Raw genomic sequence first — 15,051 nt, forward strand, 5'->3', positions numbered from 1 at the left:
CTCGCGCCCCTCCCTGGGTCCCCGCCTGCGCGGGGATGACGCTTTCGCCTCAGAACATCTGCAGGCTGACCCAGTACGCGATCGCGGCGACGAAGGCGCTGGCGGGGATGGTGAAGATCCAGGCCCAGATGATGTTGCCGGCCACGCCCCAGCGCACCGCGCTCATGCGCTGCGTGGAGCCCACGCCCACGATGGCGCCGGTGATGGTGTGCGTGGTGGACACCGGAATGCCCAGCCCGGTGGCGATGAACAGCGTCATGGCGCCGCCCGTTTCGGCGCAGAAGCCGCCCACCGGCTTGAGCTTGGTGATGCGCTGCCCCATGGTCTTGACGATGCGCCAGCCGCCGAACATGGTGCCCAGGCCCATCGCGGTGTAGCAGCCGGCGATCACCCAGGTCGGCGGCGTGCCCGCGCCCACCGCCACGTGGCCGGTGGCGATCAGCAGCATCCAGATGATGCCGATCGTCTTCTGCGAGTCGTTGCCGCCGTGGCCCAGGCTGTACGCCCCGGCCGAGAGCAGCTGCAGGCGGCGGAACCACTTGTCCACGCGCGAGGGCCGGGTGGAGCGGAAGATGTTGGACACCACCGCCATCATGAAGGAGCCGAGCACGAACCCCATCAGCGGCGAGACGAAGATGAAGATCACGGTCTTCCAGATGCCGGCGGCGATCAGCGCGTGCGCGCCGGTCTTGGCGATCACGGCACCGCAGATGCCGCCGATCAGCGCATGGGAGGAACTGCTCGGGATGCCGTACCACCAGGTGATCACGTTCCAGGTGATGGCACCGGCCAGCGCGCCGAACACCACGTGCGTGTCGACGATGCCCGGCTCGACGATGCCCTTGCCCACCGTCGCCGCCACGCTCAGGTGGAACATGAAGACCGCCACCACGTTGAAGAACGCGGCGAACACCACGGCCTGCGTCGGCTTCAGCACGCCGGTGGAGACCACCGTCGCGATCGAGTTGGCGGCGTCGTGGAACCCGTTCATGAAGTCGAACAGGAAAGCGACGACCACCAGCATCACCACGACCCAGAGGGCCGTCTGCGTCACTACCATCGGGTGCCGCCTCAGGAGTTCTCGAGCACGATGCCTTCGACGACGTTGGCCACGTCCTCGCACTTGTCGGTGATCGTCTCCAGCAGCTCGTAGATCGCCTTGAGCTTGATCACCTCGCGCACGTCCGGCTCCTCCCGGAACAGCTTGCTCATGGCGGAACGCATCACCCGGTCGGCTTCCGATTCGATCTTGTCGATCTCCTCGCAGGTCTTGAGCGCCGCCTGCGCCGTGTTGTGGTCGGACAGCTTGGACAGGTGCGACACCGCCTCCTGCACCTGCTCGCAGCAGCGCACGCTGAGCTCGGTGAGGCGGGTGATTTCCGCCGTCATGTGCCGCACGTCGTACAGCGCCATCGTCTCGGCCGAGTCCTGGATCAGGTCGGCGACGTCGTCCATGGTGTTGATCAGCGTGTGGATCTGCTCGCGGTCGATGGGCGTGATGAAGGTCGAGTGGATCAGGCGGTTGACTTCATGCGTCACCTTGTCGGCCGAACGCTCCGCGTGGTCCACTTCACGATTGTGCTGGTCGCGCAGGTTGGCGTCGTTGTAGTTGGCCACCAGGCGCGCGAAAGCGTGGGCCGCCTCGACGATCCGCTCCGCGTGCTGGTTGAACATTTCGAAGAAGTTGCCTTCTTTCGGGAGCAGTTTCTTGAAGAGCATGGGTGCTCCGGGAAGGAGAGGTGTTGTTGTCGGGTCCGCGGGCGAGTTTACCCGCCGCCCCCCGGGCTGCCCCTTTACCCGTTGCGGAATATGAAATACACGGCGCCGACCATGCACAGCGCCGCCCAGAGGTAGTCCAGTTTCAGCGGCACCTTCAGGAAATAGACGGAAAACGGCAGGAACACGCCCAGCGTGATCACTTCCTGCATGATCTTGAGCTGGCCGACGCTGTAGCCGGCCCGCTGGAAGCCGATGCGGTTGGCGGGCACCTGCAGCAGGTACTCGGCCAGCGCGATGCCCCAGCTCACGAAGGCGGCGACGTACCAGGGCGCCGTCGCGAGGCTGCGCAGGTGGCCGTACCAGGCGAAGGTCATGAACACGTTGGAGGCGATGAGCAGCAGGATGGTCTGCAGCGACAGCGGAACGAAGGTGGAAAGCGCGGCCATCCCGCCATTATCCGAAGGCCTGGTGTATGTCGACGAGCACCTGCTGGTGCTGGACAAGCCCGCGGGCCTGCTCGCGGTGCCCGGACGCGGCGAGGACAAGCAGGATTGCCTGGCGGCGCGCGCGCAGCGCCTGTGGCCCGACGCACTGGTGGTGCACCGCCTCGACATGGCGACCTCGGGCCTGTTCCTCATGGGCCGCGGGCTGCACGTGCAGCGGGTGCTGAGCCGCGCCTTCGCCGAGCGGCGGGTGGACAAGCGCTACGAGGCGGTGGTGGCCGGGCGCGTCGGCGCCCTGCACGAGGAAGGCGTGATCGACCTGCCGCTGGCCGCCGACTGGCCGAACCGCCCGCTGCAGAAGATCGATCGCGAGCAGGGCCGTCCGAGCACCACGCACTGGCGCGTGACCGGGCTGGAAGAAGACAGCACGCGCCTGGCGCTCGCGCCGGTCACCGGCCGCACGCACCAGCTGCGCGTGCACCTGCTGGCGATCGGCCACCCGATCCTGGGCGATGCCTTGTACGCGCCGCCGCCGGTGCGCTCGCGCGCGCCCCGCCTGCTGCTGCACGCGAGCGCGCTGCGGCTGGCGCACCCCGCCGGCGGCGAAGCCCTCGCCTTCGACAGCCCCGCGCCCTTCTGAGACACTGGCCCGAACGCTTTCCGGGGAGCCCACTATGCGCAAGCACCTCAGCCGCCGTACCGTCGCCGCCGCGCTGGTCGCCCTGCCCGCCTGCTGGACGGGCGTGCGGGCGCAACCGGCACCGGCGCGCCGCGCCACGCCCGCGCAGACCGAAGGCCCGTTCTATCCCGTCGCCCTGCCCGCCGACACCGACGCCGACCTGCTGCGCAACGGCCGCCTGCAGTACACGCGCGGCGACCCCGCGTGGGTCGAAGGCACCGTGACCGACCTCGCGGGCAAGCCGCTGGCGGGAGCGCAGGTGGAGATCTGGCAGTGCGACCACGCGGGCCACTACCACCACCCGGGTGACGGCGGCCGCGCCGATCCGGACTTCCAGGGCTTCGGCCGCGTCACCGTCGGCAGCGACGGCCGCTACCGCTTCCGCACGATCCGGCCCGTGCCCTACACCGGCCGCGCGCCGCACATCCACGTGAAGGTGAAGATGCAGCGGCGCGAGTTGCTCACCACCCAGCTCTATGTGGAGGGCGACCCCGGCAACCCGCGCGACTTCCTCTGGCGCAACCTGGGCGCCGACCGCGACCTGGTGACCGTGGCCTTCCGCCCGGGCCCGGAGGGCGTGCAAGCCAGTTTTCCCATCGTCATCGCCACCTGAGATTCCATGACCCACCTCACCATCCTCACCGGCGCCTCGCGCGGCATGGGCCTCGCCATGGCGCGCCAGCTGCTGGACGCCGGCCACGACCTCCTGTGCATCTCGCGCAAGACCAGCGAGGAACTCGCGCAGCAGGCCACGCGCCTGGGGCGCCGCTGCGAGCAATGGCCGCAGGACCTGGCCCGCGCCGAGAACGCCGCCGAGCGGCTGGCCACCTGGCTGCAGGCGCGGGACGCGGCCGACTCGGTGACCCTGATCAACAACGCCGGCCTGATCCCGCGCGTCGCCCCGCTGGACGACATCCCGGCCGCGCAGCTCGCCGAGGCGATGCGGGTCGACCTGGAAGCGCCGCTGCTGCTCACCGCCGCCTTCCTGCGCGCGACGGCGGCCTGGACGGTGCCGCGCCGGATCCTGAACATCTCCTCCGGCCTCGGCCGGCGGGCGATGGCGGCCCAGGCCGCCTACTGCGCCGCCAAGGCCGGCATGGACCATTTCAGCCGCTGCGTCGCGCTGGAACAGGCCCGCTTGCCCCATGGCGCGAAGATCTGCTCGCTGGCGCCCGGCGTGATCGACACCGACATGCAGGTGCAGCTGCGCGGCGCCGACAGCGACCGCTTCCCGGACCGGGGCAATTTCGTCGGGCTGAAGGAAAAGGGCCTGCTCAGCTCGCCCGACGAGGCCGCGGCGCGCGTGCTGGCCGTCCTGGCGCGGCCCGACTTCGGCGCCAACCCGGTTGCGGATGTAAGGGACTGAGCAGGGACGCTTGCTACAGTGGACGACTTTCCCCTCTCCTGGAGCGAGACATGACCCGTGAAGTGGTTGCCGTCAGCGCAGTGCGCACGGCCATCGGCACCTTCGGCGGCAGCCTGAAGGATATCCCTCCCACCGAACTCGGCGCGCTGGTCGTGCGCGAGTCGCTGGCGCGCGCCAGCGTGGACGGCGCGGACGTCGGCCACGTCGTCTTCGGCCACGTGGTCAACACCGAGCCGCGCGACATGTACCTGTCGCGCGTGGCCGCGATCAACGGCGGCTGCGCCGAAGGCACGCCGGCGATGAACGTCAACCGCCTGTGCGGCTCGGGCCTGCAGGCGATCGTGTCGGCGGCGCAGAGCATCCTGCTGGGGGACACCGACATCGCGATCGGCGGCGGCGCCGAGAGCATGACCCGTGCGCCCTATGCCGACCTCACCGCCCGCTGGGGCGCGCGCATGGGCGACGCCAAGCTGGTCGACATGATGGTGGGCGCGCTGCACGATCCCTTCCACAACATCCACATGGGCGTGACGGCGGAGAACATCGCCGCCAAGTGGGGCATCACGCGCGAGGACCAGGACCGCCTGGCCGTCGAGAGCCACAACCGCGCCGAGCGCGCGACGGCCAACGGCTGGTTCAAGGAGCAGATCGTCCCCGTCACGCTCAAGTCCCGCAAGGGCGACACCTACTTCACGGTGGACGAGCACTTCCGCGCCGGCACCAAGCTGGAGGACATGAGCAAGCTCAAGCCGGTGTTCCAGAAGGAGAACGGCACGGTCACCGCGGGCAATGCCTCCGGCCTCAACGACGCCGCCGCGGCGGTCGTCCTGATGGAGCGCAGCGTGGCCGAGAAGCGCGGCCTGCAGCCGCTCGCGCGGCTGGTCGGCTGGGCGCACGCCGGCGTGGACCCGAAGTACATGGGCATCGGCCCCGTGCCCGCCACGCGCAAGCTGCTGGAAAAGACCGGCATCGGCGCCCACCAGCTCGACGTGATCGAAGCCAACGAAGCCTTCGCCGCGCAGGCCTGCGCGGTGGTGAAGGACCTGGAGCTCGATCCGGCCAAGGTCAACCCGAACGGCTCCGGCATCTCGCTGGGCCACCCGATCGGCGCGACCGGCGCGCTGATCACCGTCAAGGCGCTGCACGAGCTGAAGCGCACCGGCGGCCGCTACGCCCTGGTCACGATGTGCATCGGCGGCGGCCAGGGCATCGCGGCGCTGTTCGAACGGGTGTAAAGGCGGAAGGCGGAAGCGGACAGCCGGAACGCAGAAGCCGCAAAAGTACGCAAAAGCCGCAAAAGGAACATCCTTCCAAGGGTGCCCTTTTGCGGTTTTTGCGTACTTTTGCGGCCTTTGCGTTCTGGTTGTCCGGTCTCCTACGCGTCTTGGAACGCGCCGGCACGGCACGTGACCACCAGCGTGTCGCGGTAGCCGGATTCATGCACCGGCTGGATCGGGGTGGTTTCGTGGATCACGCGCTCGTCGTCGAGGAGCAGTGCGCTCCAGGGCTCGGTGAGCGTGAAGCGCTGGCCCGCGGGGCCGTCGGACTGGAACACGCGCGTCTCGCCGCCCTTGATGCCCTCGCGCGCCACCAGGAACACGGCCACCAGGTCCACCCCATCGCGATGCGCGCCCTCCGGCGTCGGCCGGCCGATGCCGCCCGCGGTGTCGATGCGGAACTGGTGCGCCTCCACGAACCAGGGCTGCGCACCCTTCAGGCCACTGGCCACAGCCGCCAGGGCCTGCAGCAGGCGCGTCCAGGCGGGCTGCGTCACGATGTCGGGCTGCACCGGCTCGAACCAGCGCTGCATGCCGCCATGCAGTGCGTTGTATTCCACCGGTTGCCAGTGCGCCCGGTGCGGCACCTGCGCCACGCTGCCACCCTCCACCACGAAGGAGGCATGGCGGCGCTGGCGGTAGTGCCCGCCATCCTTGAGGTAGGCGTCCGGCGCCAGGGCGTGCCACGAAGCGCGAAGCGCCTCGAGCTCCGCCGGTGCGCAGCCGGCCAGTTGCGCCACCCCCTGGGCAGCGAGCACGGCATAGCCCTGCTGGCGCAGTGCGGGAAGGAGCTGTTCGGGATCCGTGGTGGCGGGGTGCAGCAGCATGGGGCGAGCTTACCCAACCCGGCTCGCTGACCTGCATCAAGCCTCGGTCGCGGCGCCGCTCCTAAGCTGCCCTCCAGGAGACCGCCATGCCCGCACTGCCCTGGACCGATGGCCTGAAGCTCGGCCTGCCCGTGATGGACGACACCCACCAGGAGTTCGTCGACCTGCTCGCGCGCGCCGAAACGGCGGACGACGCGACGCTGCCCGCGCTGTGGCGCGAGCTGGTCGAACACACGACCGAGCACTTCGCGCGCGAGGACGAATGGATGCTCGCCACCGGCTTCGCGCTGGGCAACTGCCACGCGACGCAGCACAAGTCGGTGCTGCAGGTGCTGCGCCACGGCGCGGCGGAAGCCGCCCAAGGCCGGCTGGCGCCGATCCGCAAGGTGATCCAGGAACTCGCGGTCTGGTTTCCGCACCACGCCCAGACCATGGACGCCTCGCTCGCCCTGCACCTGCAGGGGGTGGGCTACGACCCGTACACAGGGCTGGTGAGCCGGCCGGAAGCGCTGCCGGCCGAGGCGATCAGCAGCTGCGGTGGGGTGGACTGCACGTAAGTTGAGCAGGCTGGTATTCGTAGGCTGGGGTGACGCAAGGAACCCCAGCGATCAGCGTCGCGCAGCAAGCTGGGGCTCGTCGCTTCGCGGCTCACCGCCAGCCTACGGGATTCAGCGGCCCTCGCGCAGCAGCCGCAACTCGTTCGTGCCCTGCTCCGAGCCGTTGGCCGGCACCATCTCGCCGCGGCGGTCGCGCACCGCATCCAGGCGCGCGAGCCACTGCTCGGGGGCGTCGGCACCGGCACCGATGAAGGCGCCGTGCGTCAGGGTGATGTTCGCCGCCTCGAACGAGCCGCCGCCGGCGCACAAGGTCGTGCGCGTGGGCGCTTCGTCGCTTGCCAGCACCAGCATCGCCGGCACCACCGCCTCCGGGCCGAAGGCCTGCAGCATGTCCGGCGGCAGCAGCGATTCCGTCATGCGCGTGACCGCGGTCGGCGCCAGGCAGTTGACCCGGATGTCGTTCTTCGCGCCTTCCTGCGCCAGCGTCTGCATCAGGCCGACCAGCGCCAGCTTGGCGGCACCGTAGTTGGTCTGGCCGAAGTTGCCGTAGAGGCCGCTGGACGAGGTCGTGAGCACGATGCGGCCGTACTTCTGCGCGTTCATGATCGGCCACAGCGCCTTGCAGCAATGGACGGCGCCCATCAGGTGCACTTCCAGCACCTGGCGGAAATCGGCCAGGTCCATCTTGGCGAAGGTCTTGTCGCGCAGGATGCCGGCGTTGCTGACCAGCACGTCGACACGGCCCCAGGTGGCTATCGCCTGCTGCACCATGCCTTGCACGGCGGCGAAGTCGGTGACCGAGGCGGCATTGGCGATCGCCTCGCCGCCCGCCGCCCGGATCTCCTCCACCACGCGCTCGGCGGCCGTCGCCGAGCTGCCGCTGCCGTCCACCGCGCCGCCGAGGTCGTTGACCACCACCCGGGCGCCCCGCGCGGCCAGCGCCAGTGCATGCGCGCGCCCGAGCCCGCCACCCGCTCCGGTGACGATCGCCACCCGTCCGTTGAAATCCAGTGCCATTCGGCCTCCGTGCTGTTGGGCTGCGAATGTAGCGCAAGCGGCTGACGGCCGGCTTGTGGCCGGCCAGCCACGGCTTTTTCCGCCAGGCGGCTGCTTTTGCCGGTCCGCCGGGCTGGCCTATTTGCATCAACATGTAAAACTGCGGGCGACGCGGTCCGGCAGCGCATTCGCCTGCCCCGCCCCAATCAGGAGAGGGAGCCTGCCCATGGGAATGTTCGACATGCTGCTCGGGCGCAAGCCGGCGCCGGCCGCGCGACCGCGCCATTCCCGCCCCGCACCCAGCACCCAGTTCGACTCCCAGCACACCCAGGCTGGCAGCAACTCGCAGTCGGTCCGCAAAGACCTGCTGAAGATGGTCCTGCGCGAGACCCTCACCCGCAACGGCATCCCGCCGACCTGGATTTCGGCCGACATGCTGCGCACCACGAGCCCGGCCCGGCGCGAAACAGGCCTGCACGTGCGTTTCCTGGTGCGCCACTGGGATCCGCGGCTGATGGAGCACGCCGTGGCCTTCGAAGCCGAATTCACCGATCGCCTCCAACTGCTGGACCCGCTCGCCAACAACTGGCTCATGGGCTTCTCCTGGCAGTTCACGATGGAGGACCGGAGCGTCTGCCCCGCCTTGCCGCATCCGGCCACGTGGACGGCGCCGCCGCCGCCCAGTGCGCCGGCACCGCTGCAGCCCAACGCCGAGCCGAGCAGCTACGGCGACGTGATCGCGGGACCGACGGCGCTGGAACAGCCGCGGCCGCTGGACGACGTCCGCGCCGACCTGGAGCGGCTGCTGGCCCTGCGCGACGAGGACATGCGCAAGCACGGCACGGCCGACCGGGCCTATGCGGCCACGCGCCCGGCCAAGCTGTAAGCACGGGCCGTCAACAAAAAGGCTGCCCTGGGCAGCCTTCGCATGGATCGGGTGACGTGTTCAACGTCGGCGCTGCGGCGGCGGGCCGCCGGCATTGCGGTTCGGCAGGTGGCGGAACATGATCCGGCCCTTGCTCAGGTCATAAGGCGAAAGTTCGAGGCTCACCACGTCCCCCGCGATGATGCGGATGTGGTTCTTGCGCATCTTGCCGCCGGTATAGGCCACCAGCTCGTGGCCGTTGTCGAGGATCACGCGATACCGCGAGTCCGGCAGGATTTCGGCCACGCGGCCGTTCATTTCGATCAGTTCTTCCTTCGCCATGCAGGTCTCTCGTGGGCAGCTGCGCCCGCCCGTGCGAACGGCGCGGCCCGTGCATCCTGGCAGGGGGCGTCGCCATCAGTGAATCGGCCGGCCGATCGGGGCCGGTACATGCAAACCTGCGCTGTCGCGGCCTCGTGCTGCAAGGGCGGGGGTCTGCTTCCTGGGGGCCGTCATGCACCACTGCGCACCGGCCCCGGACATTGAATTGTAAGCCGGACGGGCAAAGCGCGCAGGCGCGCCTACCCGGGCTTGCCGGCGCTGGCGCGCGCGGCCTCGATCACCGCGGCCAGCTTGCCGAGCTCCGCCTGGTGCAGCGCCGCCAGCCGCTCCACGCGGCGCCGTCCCTTGGGCGTCAGGTGGACCTCGACGAGCCGGCGGTCGTCCTGGTTCTCGCGCCGCCGCACCAGCCCCGCTTCCTCGCAACGCGTGACCAGCGCCACGACGCCATGCTGCTGCGCCTGCAGCCGCTCCGCCAGTTCGCCGATGCTCGCCCAGTCGCGGCCCGGAAAGGCCTGCGTGTGCAGCAGCATGTGGTACTGCAGCGCCGTGAGGCCGGCGGCGCGGGCAGCCTCCTCCCCGAAGCGCAGGAAGCGCCGCAGCTGATAGCGGAACTGCGATTGCCGTTCCAGGCCGGCCTTGTCCAGCCCCTCGATCGTCTTGTTTTCCATCTGCTTCCCGGGGCTGCAATGTAGCACCCGGTCCCGTACGGGCGAACCACAGGCCATGATCAAATTAGATCATGCCGTGATACAAACGCCGGTTCGGAAACTCAGAGACAGATGCAATGAAGTTACGCATCCGCAACCAGAAGGACGTCGCCGCAGGAGCGATCTACCTTGCCTTCGGCGCCGCATTCAGCCTCGGGGCCCTGAACTACAAGATGGGCGACGCCGCCCGCATGGGCCCCGCATGGTTCCCGTTCTGGATCGGCGTGCTGCTGATGGCGATCGGTGCCGCGACGACGGCCGCCGGCCTGAAGTCCCATGCCGTGGAAGACAAGCTGCAGAAGCTCGAATTGCGCAGCCTGGCCTGGATCATCGGCTCCGTGTGCCTGTTCGGGCTGCTGCTGCAACCCCTCGGTCTGGTGCTGGCGCTGGCCGCGCTGGTGATCGTCTCCAGCATGGCGAGCCATGAATTCGGCTGGAAGGGCACGCTGGCGAATGCGACGGTGCTGATCCTCTTCAGCGTCGGCGCGTTCATCCAGGGCATCAGCCTGCAGATCCCGCTTTGGCCCCACTTCCTGATCGATTGAGGACAACGGGATGGAATTGCTTTCGCACCTGGCGCTCGGTTTCCAAACCGCGCTCTCCCTGAACAACCTGCTCTATGCCTTCATCGGCTGCCTGCTCGGCACGCTGATCGGGGTGCTGCCGGGCCTCGGCCCGTCGACCACCATCGCGATGCTGCTGCCCGTCACGTACGCGCTGCCGCCCGTGTCCGCGCTGATCATGCTCGCCGGCATCTACTACGGCGCGCAGTACGGCGGCTCCACCACCGCCATCCTGGTCAACCTGCCGGGCGAGTCGTCCTCCGTGGTGACCGCCATCGACGGCTACCAGATGGCCCGCAAGGGACGCGCCGGCGCGGCGCTCGCCACCGCCGGCATCAGTTCCTTCCTCGCCGGCTGCTTCGCCACCCTGGTGCTGGCCGCCTTCGCCACGCCCATGTCCGAACTGGCCTTCAAGTTCGGGCCCGCCGAGTACTTCTCGCTGATGGTGCTGGGCCTCGTCGGTGCCGTGGTGCTGGCTTCCGGCTCGCTGATCAAGGCCATCGGCATGATCCTGCTGGGACTGGCGCTGGGCCTGGTCGGCACCGACGTCAATTCCGGCGTGGCGCGCTACTCGTTCAACATCCCGGAACTCACCGACGGCATCAACTTCGTCGCCGTGGCGATGGGCCTGTTCGGCTTCGCCGAGATCGTGGCGAACGTGGAGCAACGCGAGCACCGCGAGACCTTCACCAACAAGGTCACCAACCTGTTCCCGACGATGGAGGACTTCCGCCGCATGCTGCCGGCCGCCGCGCGCGGCACGGCGCTCGGCACGGTGCTGGGCATGCTGCCGGGCGGCGGCGCGACGCTGTCTTCCTTCGCGGCCTACACGCTGGAAAAGAAGCTGTCCAAGCGCAGCGAGGAATTCGGCCACGGGGCCATCGAGGGCGTGGCAGGGCCGGAAGCGGCGAACAACGCCGGCGCCCAGACCTCGTTCGTGCCGCTGCTCACGCTGGGGATTCCTTCCAACGTGGTGATGGCGCTGATGGTCGGTGCGATGACGATCCACAACATCCAGCCGGGACCGCAGGTCATGACCAGCAACCCGGAACTGTTCTGGGGCCTGATCGCCTCGATGTGGATCGGCAACGCGATGCTGATCGTGCTGAACCTGCCGCTGATCGGCGTCTGGGTCAAGCTGCTGAAGGTGCCTTACCGCTACCTGTACCCGGCCATCCTGGTGTTCTGCTGCATCGGCGTCTACTCGATCAACAACAACACCTTCGACGTGTTCGTCACCGCCGGCTTCGGCATCCTGGGCTACGTGTTCGCGCGCTGCGGCATGGAACCGGCGCCGCTGCTGCTCGGGTTCGTGCTGGGCCCGATGATGGAAGAGAACCTGCGCCGCGCGCTGCTGCTGTCGCGGGGCGACTTCTCCACGCTGTTCACGCGGCCGCTGTCGCTGTCGCTGCTGATCGCAACCCTCGTGCTGCTGGTGATCGTGGCGCTGCCGGCCATCAAGCGCACCCGCGAGGACGCCTTCCAGGAAGCCTGAGTTCGAAGGGCGTTGGGAGCCCCTGGAGCGGCCGCGAGGCCGCTCTTTTTCGTTCTTCGTCGCAGGGCAACCCTGCGCCCGCTTCGAAATGCGGGAGACGTCCGGTCTTTCTCCGGCGTCAGCGCCCAGCCCGCACGCTGATGCCGTCCACCACCATCTTCGACCCGGCCGCCACCAGCAGGATGTCACCACCGAGCTGCACGTAGCGGTGGCCCGGCGGCAGCTTGGGCAACGCTGCCATCACCGGCTTCGGCACGGAGGCGATCGGCACGCCGGCGGGCAGGGACTGCCCGATCTCCCAGTGCGGCGCGGTGCCCGCCGGCGGATTCGCCTCGTAGTACTTGCGCACCGAAGCACGGTCCTTGTCGCCGAAGTAGGCCCCCGGGCCGAGCGGCTTGCGCGCGAAGTGCGTGCCCTTGCCGACGTCGTCGGTGGGGATGCGCGTGTCGGCACGGTCGTCGAGCGCCATCTTGGCCCGCCGCTGCAGGGGCGCGTCCGGCTCGGCCCCGGGCGGGGCCAGCGCCTGCTGCGCCGGCGCCGGCGCAGCGGGCGCTGCAGTGACCTTCTCGATCGCGGCCGGACGCGCGGCGGCCTGCGCCGCGGGCGCCGGTGCGCGGGCCGTGCTCTTCGCCCTGGTGTCCTTCTTCGCGGTCACCGGCCTGGCCGGCCGCACCGGCCGGATCTGGTCGAGCGGGCGGCCGATCACCGCCGGGGCCACCGGGTCGGGCAGGTGCGACTGCGCGAGCGCCAGCCCGGCGCCGCCGGCATCGGCCAGCAGCAGCGCGAGCAGGAAGGTCAGGCGATGCGGGCGGGGCGGGGTCATGCAGGCTCCTGGGCAGGTTCGCGTTTCGCCCGCAACTGTCGCGCCAAGCGTGGCGCGGTGTTGTCGGACAAGGCGGCATTGCCCGTCGGACGCCGGCGCGCCTGCTGGCGCCGCCGCTAGACGGCGGCCAGTGCGGGCGCGACGGCGCTGCGGCCCAGCCCCAGGCGCTCCGGCGAGATGTACTGCTGCCGGTACTGCTCGAAGGGCATGCTGTCGGCCGCTTCCACGGCGGCCTGGTCCTGCACCGACTGCCGGACCATCCCTTCCATGCGCTGCTGCAGGGCACCCGTGTACGGCAGCTTCAGGAGCTTGTCCCTGGCCTGGCGCGACTGCGCGAGGGCGAAGGGCCCGAAGCCGTTGTCGTGGTCGCGCGCCATGGCGGCCAGCACGCGGGCCGACGGCAGCATCTCGGCGTTGGTGAGCAGGGCCTGCGCTGCGCGCAGCGCATCGGAGTAGTCGGAGGTGGCATGCACCGCATCGAGCATCGCGGCGATGGGCGTGCACTGCGCCAGCACCTCGTCGCCCCACTCGGTGAGCTTGACCTCGCGGCCGGCGCGTTCCAGCGTCAGCGCGGGATCGCGCCCGTAGGCGGCGGTGCGGTGCTGGTTGCGACCGAGCTCCGCGATTTCCTCCGGCGAGTCCTCGGGGCTCTCGGCCAGCAGGCAATGCAGCAGGAACACGTCGAGGAAGCGCAGCGTCTGCGCCTTGATGCCGATCGGCACGAAGGGGTCGAGGTCCATCAGCCGCACTTCGACGTATTCGACGCCGCGTTCGCGCAGCGCATGCAGCGGGCGTTCGCCGGGGCGGATCACGCGCTTGGGGCGGATGGTGCCGTAGAACTCGTTCTCGATCTGCAGCAGGCTGGTGGCGAGCTGGTTGTACTCGCCGCCCGGGTTGACGATGCCGATCGCCTCGTAGGCGGGATACGGGCGCGTCAGCGCATCGTGCAGCGAGGCCGCATAGCCTTCGAGGCTGTTGTAGCTGACGGCAAGACTGGCCTGCGCCTCGCTCTGGTAGCCCAGGCGCCCCATGCGCAAGGAGGTGCCGTAAGGCATGTACACCGTGCCGGGCGACAGCGTCTGCAGTTCGTGCTTGCGGCCGGTGACGAAGCTGGCGCAGGCCGCCGGCGAGGCGCCGAACAGGTACAGCAGCAGGAAGGCGTGGCGGCGGAAGTTGCGGATCAGGCCGAAGTACTCCGCATCGCTCACGCCCGGCATCGACCAGTTGTAGTGGATGCCGGAGATCGTCTGCATGCGCCGGCCGTAGCGGTTGGCCAGCCCCACCCGGTAGACGCTCTTGGCGCGGCCGACGTTGGAGGCGCCGTAGCGGCCGATCGGGATGTTCTCGTCCGCCGGCAAGGTGCAGGGCATGCTGCTGACCCACAGCAGTTCGTCGCCGAGGGCGCGGTAGACGAACTGGTGGACGTTGGTCAGTTCCTCCAGGCACTGCTCCACGCTGGCGTGCACGCCCGTGATCAGTTCCAGCTGCGATTCGCTGTAGTCGGTGGTGATGTGTGGATGCGTCAGCGCGGAGCCGAGCGCCGCGGGATGCGGCGTCAACGCCAGCGCGCCGGTGGCCGTGGAACGCAGGCTTTCCTTCTCGATGCCGCGGCGGATGCCTTGCAGCCGCGCGGGCGCCAGCGTGCTCAAGGCCTCTTGCAGATTGCTCATGAAAATGTTCCCGCCGCCCTCTGGATGTATCTGGCGTGCGAAGTTAGCACCTTTGCGCAAAACGTGCTTGCGAGCGGTCAACCTGAGCCGGCCGCCGCGCGTTGTGGCTCGCCCCGGGCCGGCTGGCAGAATGGCCGCGTTCGCACGTGCGAGGAGGACGGCCATGAGCGTGAGCGTGCCCATCGAGCTGGGTTACGAATTCGAGGTCCGGGCGAAGTTCGACGAGGTGTTCGCGCTGCTGTCGGACGTCCCCCGGTCGGTGGCGCACTTCCCGAAGGTGGACCGGCTCACGGACCTCGGCGACGGCGTCTACAAGTGGGAGATGCGCAAGGTTGGCACGGCGCAGGTCCACCTGCAGACCGTGTATGCCTGCAAGTACGCCAGCGACAAAGGCAAGGGCACGGTGACGTGGACGCCCGTGAAGGGCGTCGGCAACGCCCTGGTCGGCGGCAGCTGGAACATCACCGACCACCAGGGCCGCTCCACGAAGTGCGTGCTCAGGACGCAGGGCACGGTGGACGTGCCGCTGCCGGGCCTGATGAAGCCGGTGGTGGCGCCGGTGATCGAAGGCGAGTTCGAGAAGCTCGTGGAGCAGTACATCGCCAACCTCGTCGCCGTCTTCGGCGGCGAGGTGTGACGCGCGACACTCGGGGTCCGCAGGCTGGCGGTGAGCCACGCAGCGCGCGAACGTAGGCTGGCGGTGAGCCGCGTAGCGCGCGAAC

The 15,051-nt window shown here is 69.3% G+C and carries 18 protein-coding genes; 9 read left to right on the top strand and 9 right to left on the bottom strand.

Annotation, left to right across the window (positions count from 1 at the left end):
• Positions 1-49: 49 nt before the first annotated feature.
• The 3 genes from JI746_RS24190 to JI746_RS24200 form a co-directional block, all read right to left on the bottom strand.
• On the bottom strand, positions 50-1,060 hold the full coding sequence (locus JI746_RS24190; RefSeq protein ID WP_201692858.1) for an inorganic phosphate transporter: 1,011 nt from the start codon (positions 1,058-1,060) through the stop codon (positions 50-52).
• An 11-nt stretch (positions 1,061-1,071) separates the two neighbouring features.
• The gene (locus JI746_RS24195) at positions 1,072-1,719 is read right to left on the bottom strand and encodes a DUF47 domain-containing protein (RefSeq protein ID WP_201692859.1); all 648 of its coding nucleotides are present in this window, start codon (positions 1,717-1,719) and stop codon (positions 1,072-1,074) included.
• Positions 1,720-1,793: 74 nt separating this feature from the next.
• A complete protein-coding gene (locus JI746_RS24200; RefSeq protein WP_201692860.1) occupies positions 1,794-2,165 on the bottom strand; it encodes a DMT family protein in 372 nt (123 codons plus the stop codon).
• On the opposite strand from JI746_RS24200, the gene JI746_RS24205 reads away from it, so the two are divergent.
• The 4 genes from JI746_RS24205 to bktB are packed head-to-tail and all read left to right on the top strand — an operon-like array spanning position 2,149 to position 5,442.
• The gene (locus JI746_RS24205; protein ID WP_330893066.1) at positions 2,149-2,802 is read left to right on the top strand and encodes a pseudouridine synthase; all 654 of its coding nucleotides are present in this window, start codon (positions 2,149-2,151) and stop codon (positions 2,800-2,802) included. The two genes, JI746_RS24200 and JI746_RS24205, sit on opposite strands and share 17 nt — an antisense overlap.
• Positions 2,803-2,836: 34 nt before the next feature.
• Complete coding sequence (locus JI746_RS24210; RefSeq protein ID WP_201692862.1) at positions 2,837-3,454, top strand: dioxygenase family protein; 618 nt, start codon at positions 2,837-2,839, stop codon at positions 3,452-3,454.
• 6 nt (positions 3,455-3,460) lie between these two features.
• On the top strand, positions 3,461-4,207 hold the full coding sequence (locus tag JI746_RS24215; RefSeq protein ID WP_201692863.1) for an SDR family NAD(P)-dependent oxidoreductase: 747 nt from the start codon (positions 3,461-3,463) through the stop codon (positions 4,205-4,207).
• 50 nt (positions 4,208-4,257) lie between these two features.
• Positions 4,258-5,442 carry a beta-ketothiolase BktB gene (bktB, locus tag JI746_RS24220; RefSeq protein ID WP_201692864.1) on the top strand — a complete coding sequence of 395 codons (1,185 nt, stop codon included), beginning with the start codon at positions 4,258-4,260 and terminating at the stop codon, positions 5,440-5,442.
• Between the two features lie 140 nt (positions 5,443-5,582).
• Here bktB and JI746_RS24225 read toward each other — a convergent pair whose 3' ends face one another.
• Positions 5,583-6,311 (bottom strand): 2OG-Fe dioxygenase family protein, encoded by a 729-nt coding sequence (locus JI746_RS24225; protein ID WP_201692865.1) that lies wholly within the window; start codon positions 6,309-6,311, stop codon positions 5,583-5,585.
• Positions 6,312-6,397: 86 nt separating this feature from the next.
• Between JI746_RS24225 and JI746_RS24230 the strand changes: the two genes are divergently transcribed.
• Positions 6,398-6,868, top strand: a complete 471-nt coding sequence (locus tag JI746_RS24230; RefSeq protein ID WP_201692866.1) for a bacteriohemerythrin — start codon at positions 6,398-6,400, stop codon at positions 6,866-6,868.
• A gap of 111 nt (positions 6,869-6,979) precedes the next feature.
• Here the strand turns inward: JI746_RS24230 and JI746_RS24235 are convergent, their stop codons facing one another.
• Positions 6,980-7,885 (bottom strand): SDR family NAD(P)-dependent oxidoreductase, encoded by a 906-nt coding sequence (locus JI746_RS24235; RefSeq protein ID WP_201692867.1) that lies wholly within the window; start codon positions 7,883-7,885, stop codon positions 6,980-6,982.
• 205 nt (positions 7,886-8,090) lie between these two features.
• On the opposite strand from JI746_RS24235, the gene JI746_RS24240 reads away from it, so the two are divergent.
• Positions 8,091-8,750, top strand: coding sequence for a hypothetical protein (locus tag JI746_RS24240; RefSeq protein ID WP_201692868.1), 660 nt, complete (start codon positions 8,091-8,093; stop codon positions 8,748-8,750).
• A gap of 60 nt (positions 8,751-8,810) precedes the next feature.
• On the opposite strand, the gene infA is transcribed toward JI746_RS24240, so the two are convergent.
• Complete coding sequence (gene infA / locus JI746_RS24245; RefSeq protein ID WP_201692869.1) at positions 8,811-9,071, bottom strand: translation initiation factor IF-1; 261 nt, start codon at positions 9,069-9,071, stop codon at positions 8,811-8,813.
• 239 nt (positions 9,072-9,310) lie between these two features.
• On the bottom strand, positions 9,311-9,739 hold the full coding sequence (locus JI746_RS24250; protein ID WP_201692870.1) for a MarR family winged helix-turn-helix transcriptional regulator: 429 nt from the start codon (positions 9,737-9,739) through the stop codon (positions 9,311-9,313).
• A 116-nt stretch (positions 9,740-9,855) separates the two neighbouring features.
• On the opposite strand from JI746_RS24250, the gene JI746_RS24255 reads away from it, so the two are divergent.
• The gene (locus tag JI746_RS24255) at positions 9,856-10,323 is read left to right on the top strand and encodes a tripartite tricarboxylate transporter TctB family protein (RefSeq protein WP_201692871.1); all 468 of its coding nucleotides are present in this window, start codon (positions 9,856-9,858) and stop codon (positions 10,321-10,323) included.
• Between the two features lie 10 nt (positions 10,324-10,333).
• Positions 10,334-11,836, top strand: a complete 1,503-nt coding sequence (locus tag JI746_RS24260) for a tripartite tricarboxylate transporter permease (protein ID WP_201692872.1) — start codon at positions 10,334-10,336, stop codon at positions 11,834-11,836.
• A gap of 118 nt (positions 11,837-11,954) precedes the next feature.
• Here the strand turns inward: JI746_RS24260 and JI746_RS24265 are convergent, their stop codons facing one another.
• Together JI746_RS24265 and gshA are read right to left on the bottom strand one after the other, a co-directional pair.
• Entirely contained in the window at positions 11,955-12,659 is a 705-nt protein-coding gene (locus tag JI746_RS24265) for a hypothetical protein (protein ID WP_201692873.1), read from the bottom strand.
• A gap of 116 nt (positions 12,660-12,775) precedes the next feature.
• On the bottom strand, positions 12,776-14,329 hold the full coding sequence (gshA, locus tag JI746_RS24270) for a glutamate--cysteine ligase (RefSeq protein ID WP_201692874.1): 1,554 nt from the start codon (positions 14,327-14,329) through the stop codon (positions 12,776-12,778).
• Between the two features lie 163 nt (positions 14,330-14,492).
• Between gshA and JI746_RS24275 the strand changes: the two genes are divergently transcribed.
• Entirely contained in the window at positions 14,493-14,966 is a 474-nt protein-coding gene (locus tag JI746_RS24275; protein ID WP_201692875.1) for an SRPBCC family protein, read from the top strand.
• Positions 14,967-15,051 lie beyond the last annotated feature (85 nt).

The sequence above is a fragment of the Ramlibacter alkalitolerans genome (assembly GCF_016722765.1).
GTDB lineage: Bacteria > Pseudomonadota > Gammaproteobacteria > Burkholderiales > Burkholderiaceae_C > Ramlibacter > Ramlibacter alkalitolerans.

Coding starts and splice junctions, on each gene's coding strand:
- JI746_RS24190 (WP_201692858.1), bottom strand. CDS start 1,060: ATGGTAGTGACGCAGACGGCCCTCTGGGTCGTGGTGATGCTGGTGGTC.
- JI746_RS24195 (WP_201692859.1), bottom strand. CDS start 1,719: ATGCTCTTCAAGAAACTGCTCCCGAAAGAAGGCAACTTCTTCGAAATG.
- JI746_RS24200 (WP_201692860.1), bottom strand. CDS start 2,165: ATGGCCGCGCTTTCCACCTTCGTTCCGCTGTCGCTGCAGACCATCCTG.
- JI746_RS24210 (WP_201692862.1), top strand. CDS start 2,837: ATGCGCAAGCACCTCAGCCGCCGTACCGTCGCCGCCGCGCTGGTCGCC.
- JI746_RS24215 (WP_201692863.1), top strand. CDS start 3,461: ATGACCCACCTCACCATCCTCACCGGCGCCTCGCGCGGCATGGGCCTC.
- bktB (WP_201692864.1), top strand. CDS start 4,258: ATGACCCGTGAAGTGGTTGCCGTCAGCGCAGTGCGCACGGCCATCGGC.
- JI746_RS24225 (WP_201692865.1), bottom strand. CDS start 6,311: ATGCTGCTGCACCCCGCCACCACGGATCCCGAACAGCTCCTTCCCGCA.
- JI746_RS24230 (WP_201692866.1), top strand. CDS start 6,398: ATGCCCGCACTGCCCTGGACCGATGGCCTGAAGCTCGGCCTGCCCGTG.
- JI746_RS24235 (WP_201692867.1), bottom strand. CDS start 7,885: ATGGCACTGGATTTCAACGGACGGGTGGCGATCGTCACCGGAGCGGGT.
- JI746_RS24240 (WP_201692868.1), top strand. CDS start 8,091: ATGGGAATGTTCGACATGCTGCTCGGGCGCAAGCCGGCGCCGGCCGCG.
- infA (WP_201692869.1), bottom strand. CDS start 9,071: ATGGCGAAGGAAGAACTGATCGAAATGAACGGCCGCGTGGCCGAAATC.
- JI746_RS24250 (WP_201692870.1), bottom strand. CDS start 9,739: ATGGAAAACAAGACGATCGAGGGGCTGGACAAGGCCGGCCTGGAACGG.
- JI746_RS24255 (WP_201692871.1), top strand. CDS start 9,856: ATGAAGTTACGCATCCGCAACCAGAAGGACGTCGCCGCAGGAGCGATC.
- JI746_RS24260 (WP_201692872.1), top strand. CDS start 10,334: ATGGAATTGCTTTCGCACCTGGCGCTCGGTTTCCAAACCGCGCTCTCC.
- JI746_RS24265 (WP_201692873.1), bottom strand. CDS start 12,659: ATGACCCCGCCCCGCCCGCATCGCCTGACCTTCCTGCTCGCGCTGCTG.
- gshA (WP_201692874.1), bottom strand. CDS start 14,329: ATGAGCAATCTGCAAGAGGCCTTGAGCACGCTGGCGCCCGCGCGGCTG.
- JI746_RS24275 (WP_201692875.1), top strand. CDS start 14,493: ATGAGCGTGAGCGTGCCCATCGAGCTGGGTTACGAATTCGAGGTCCGG.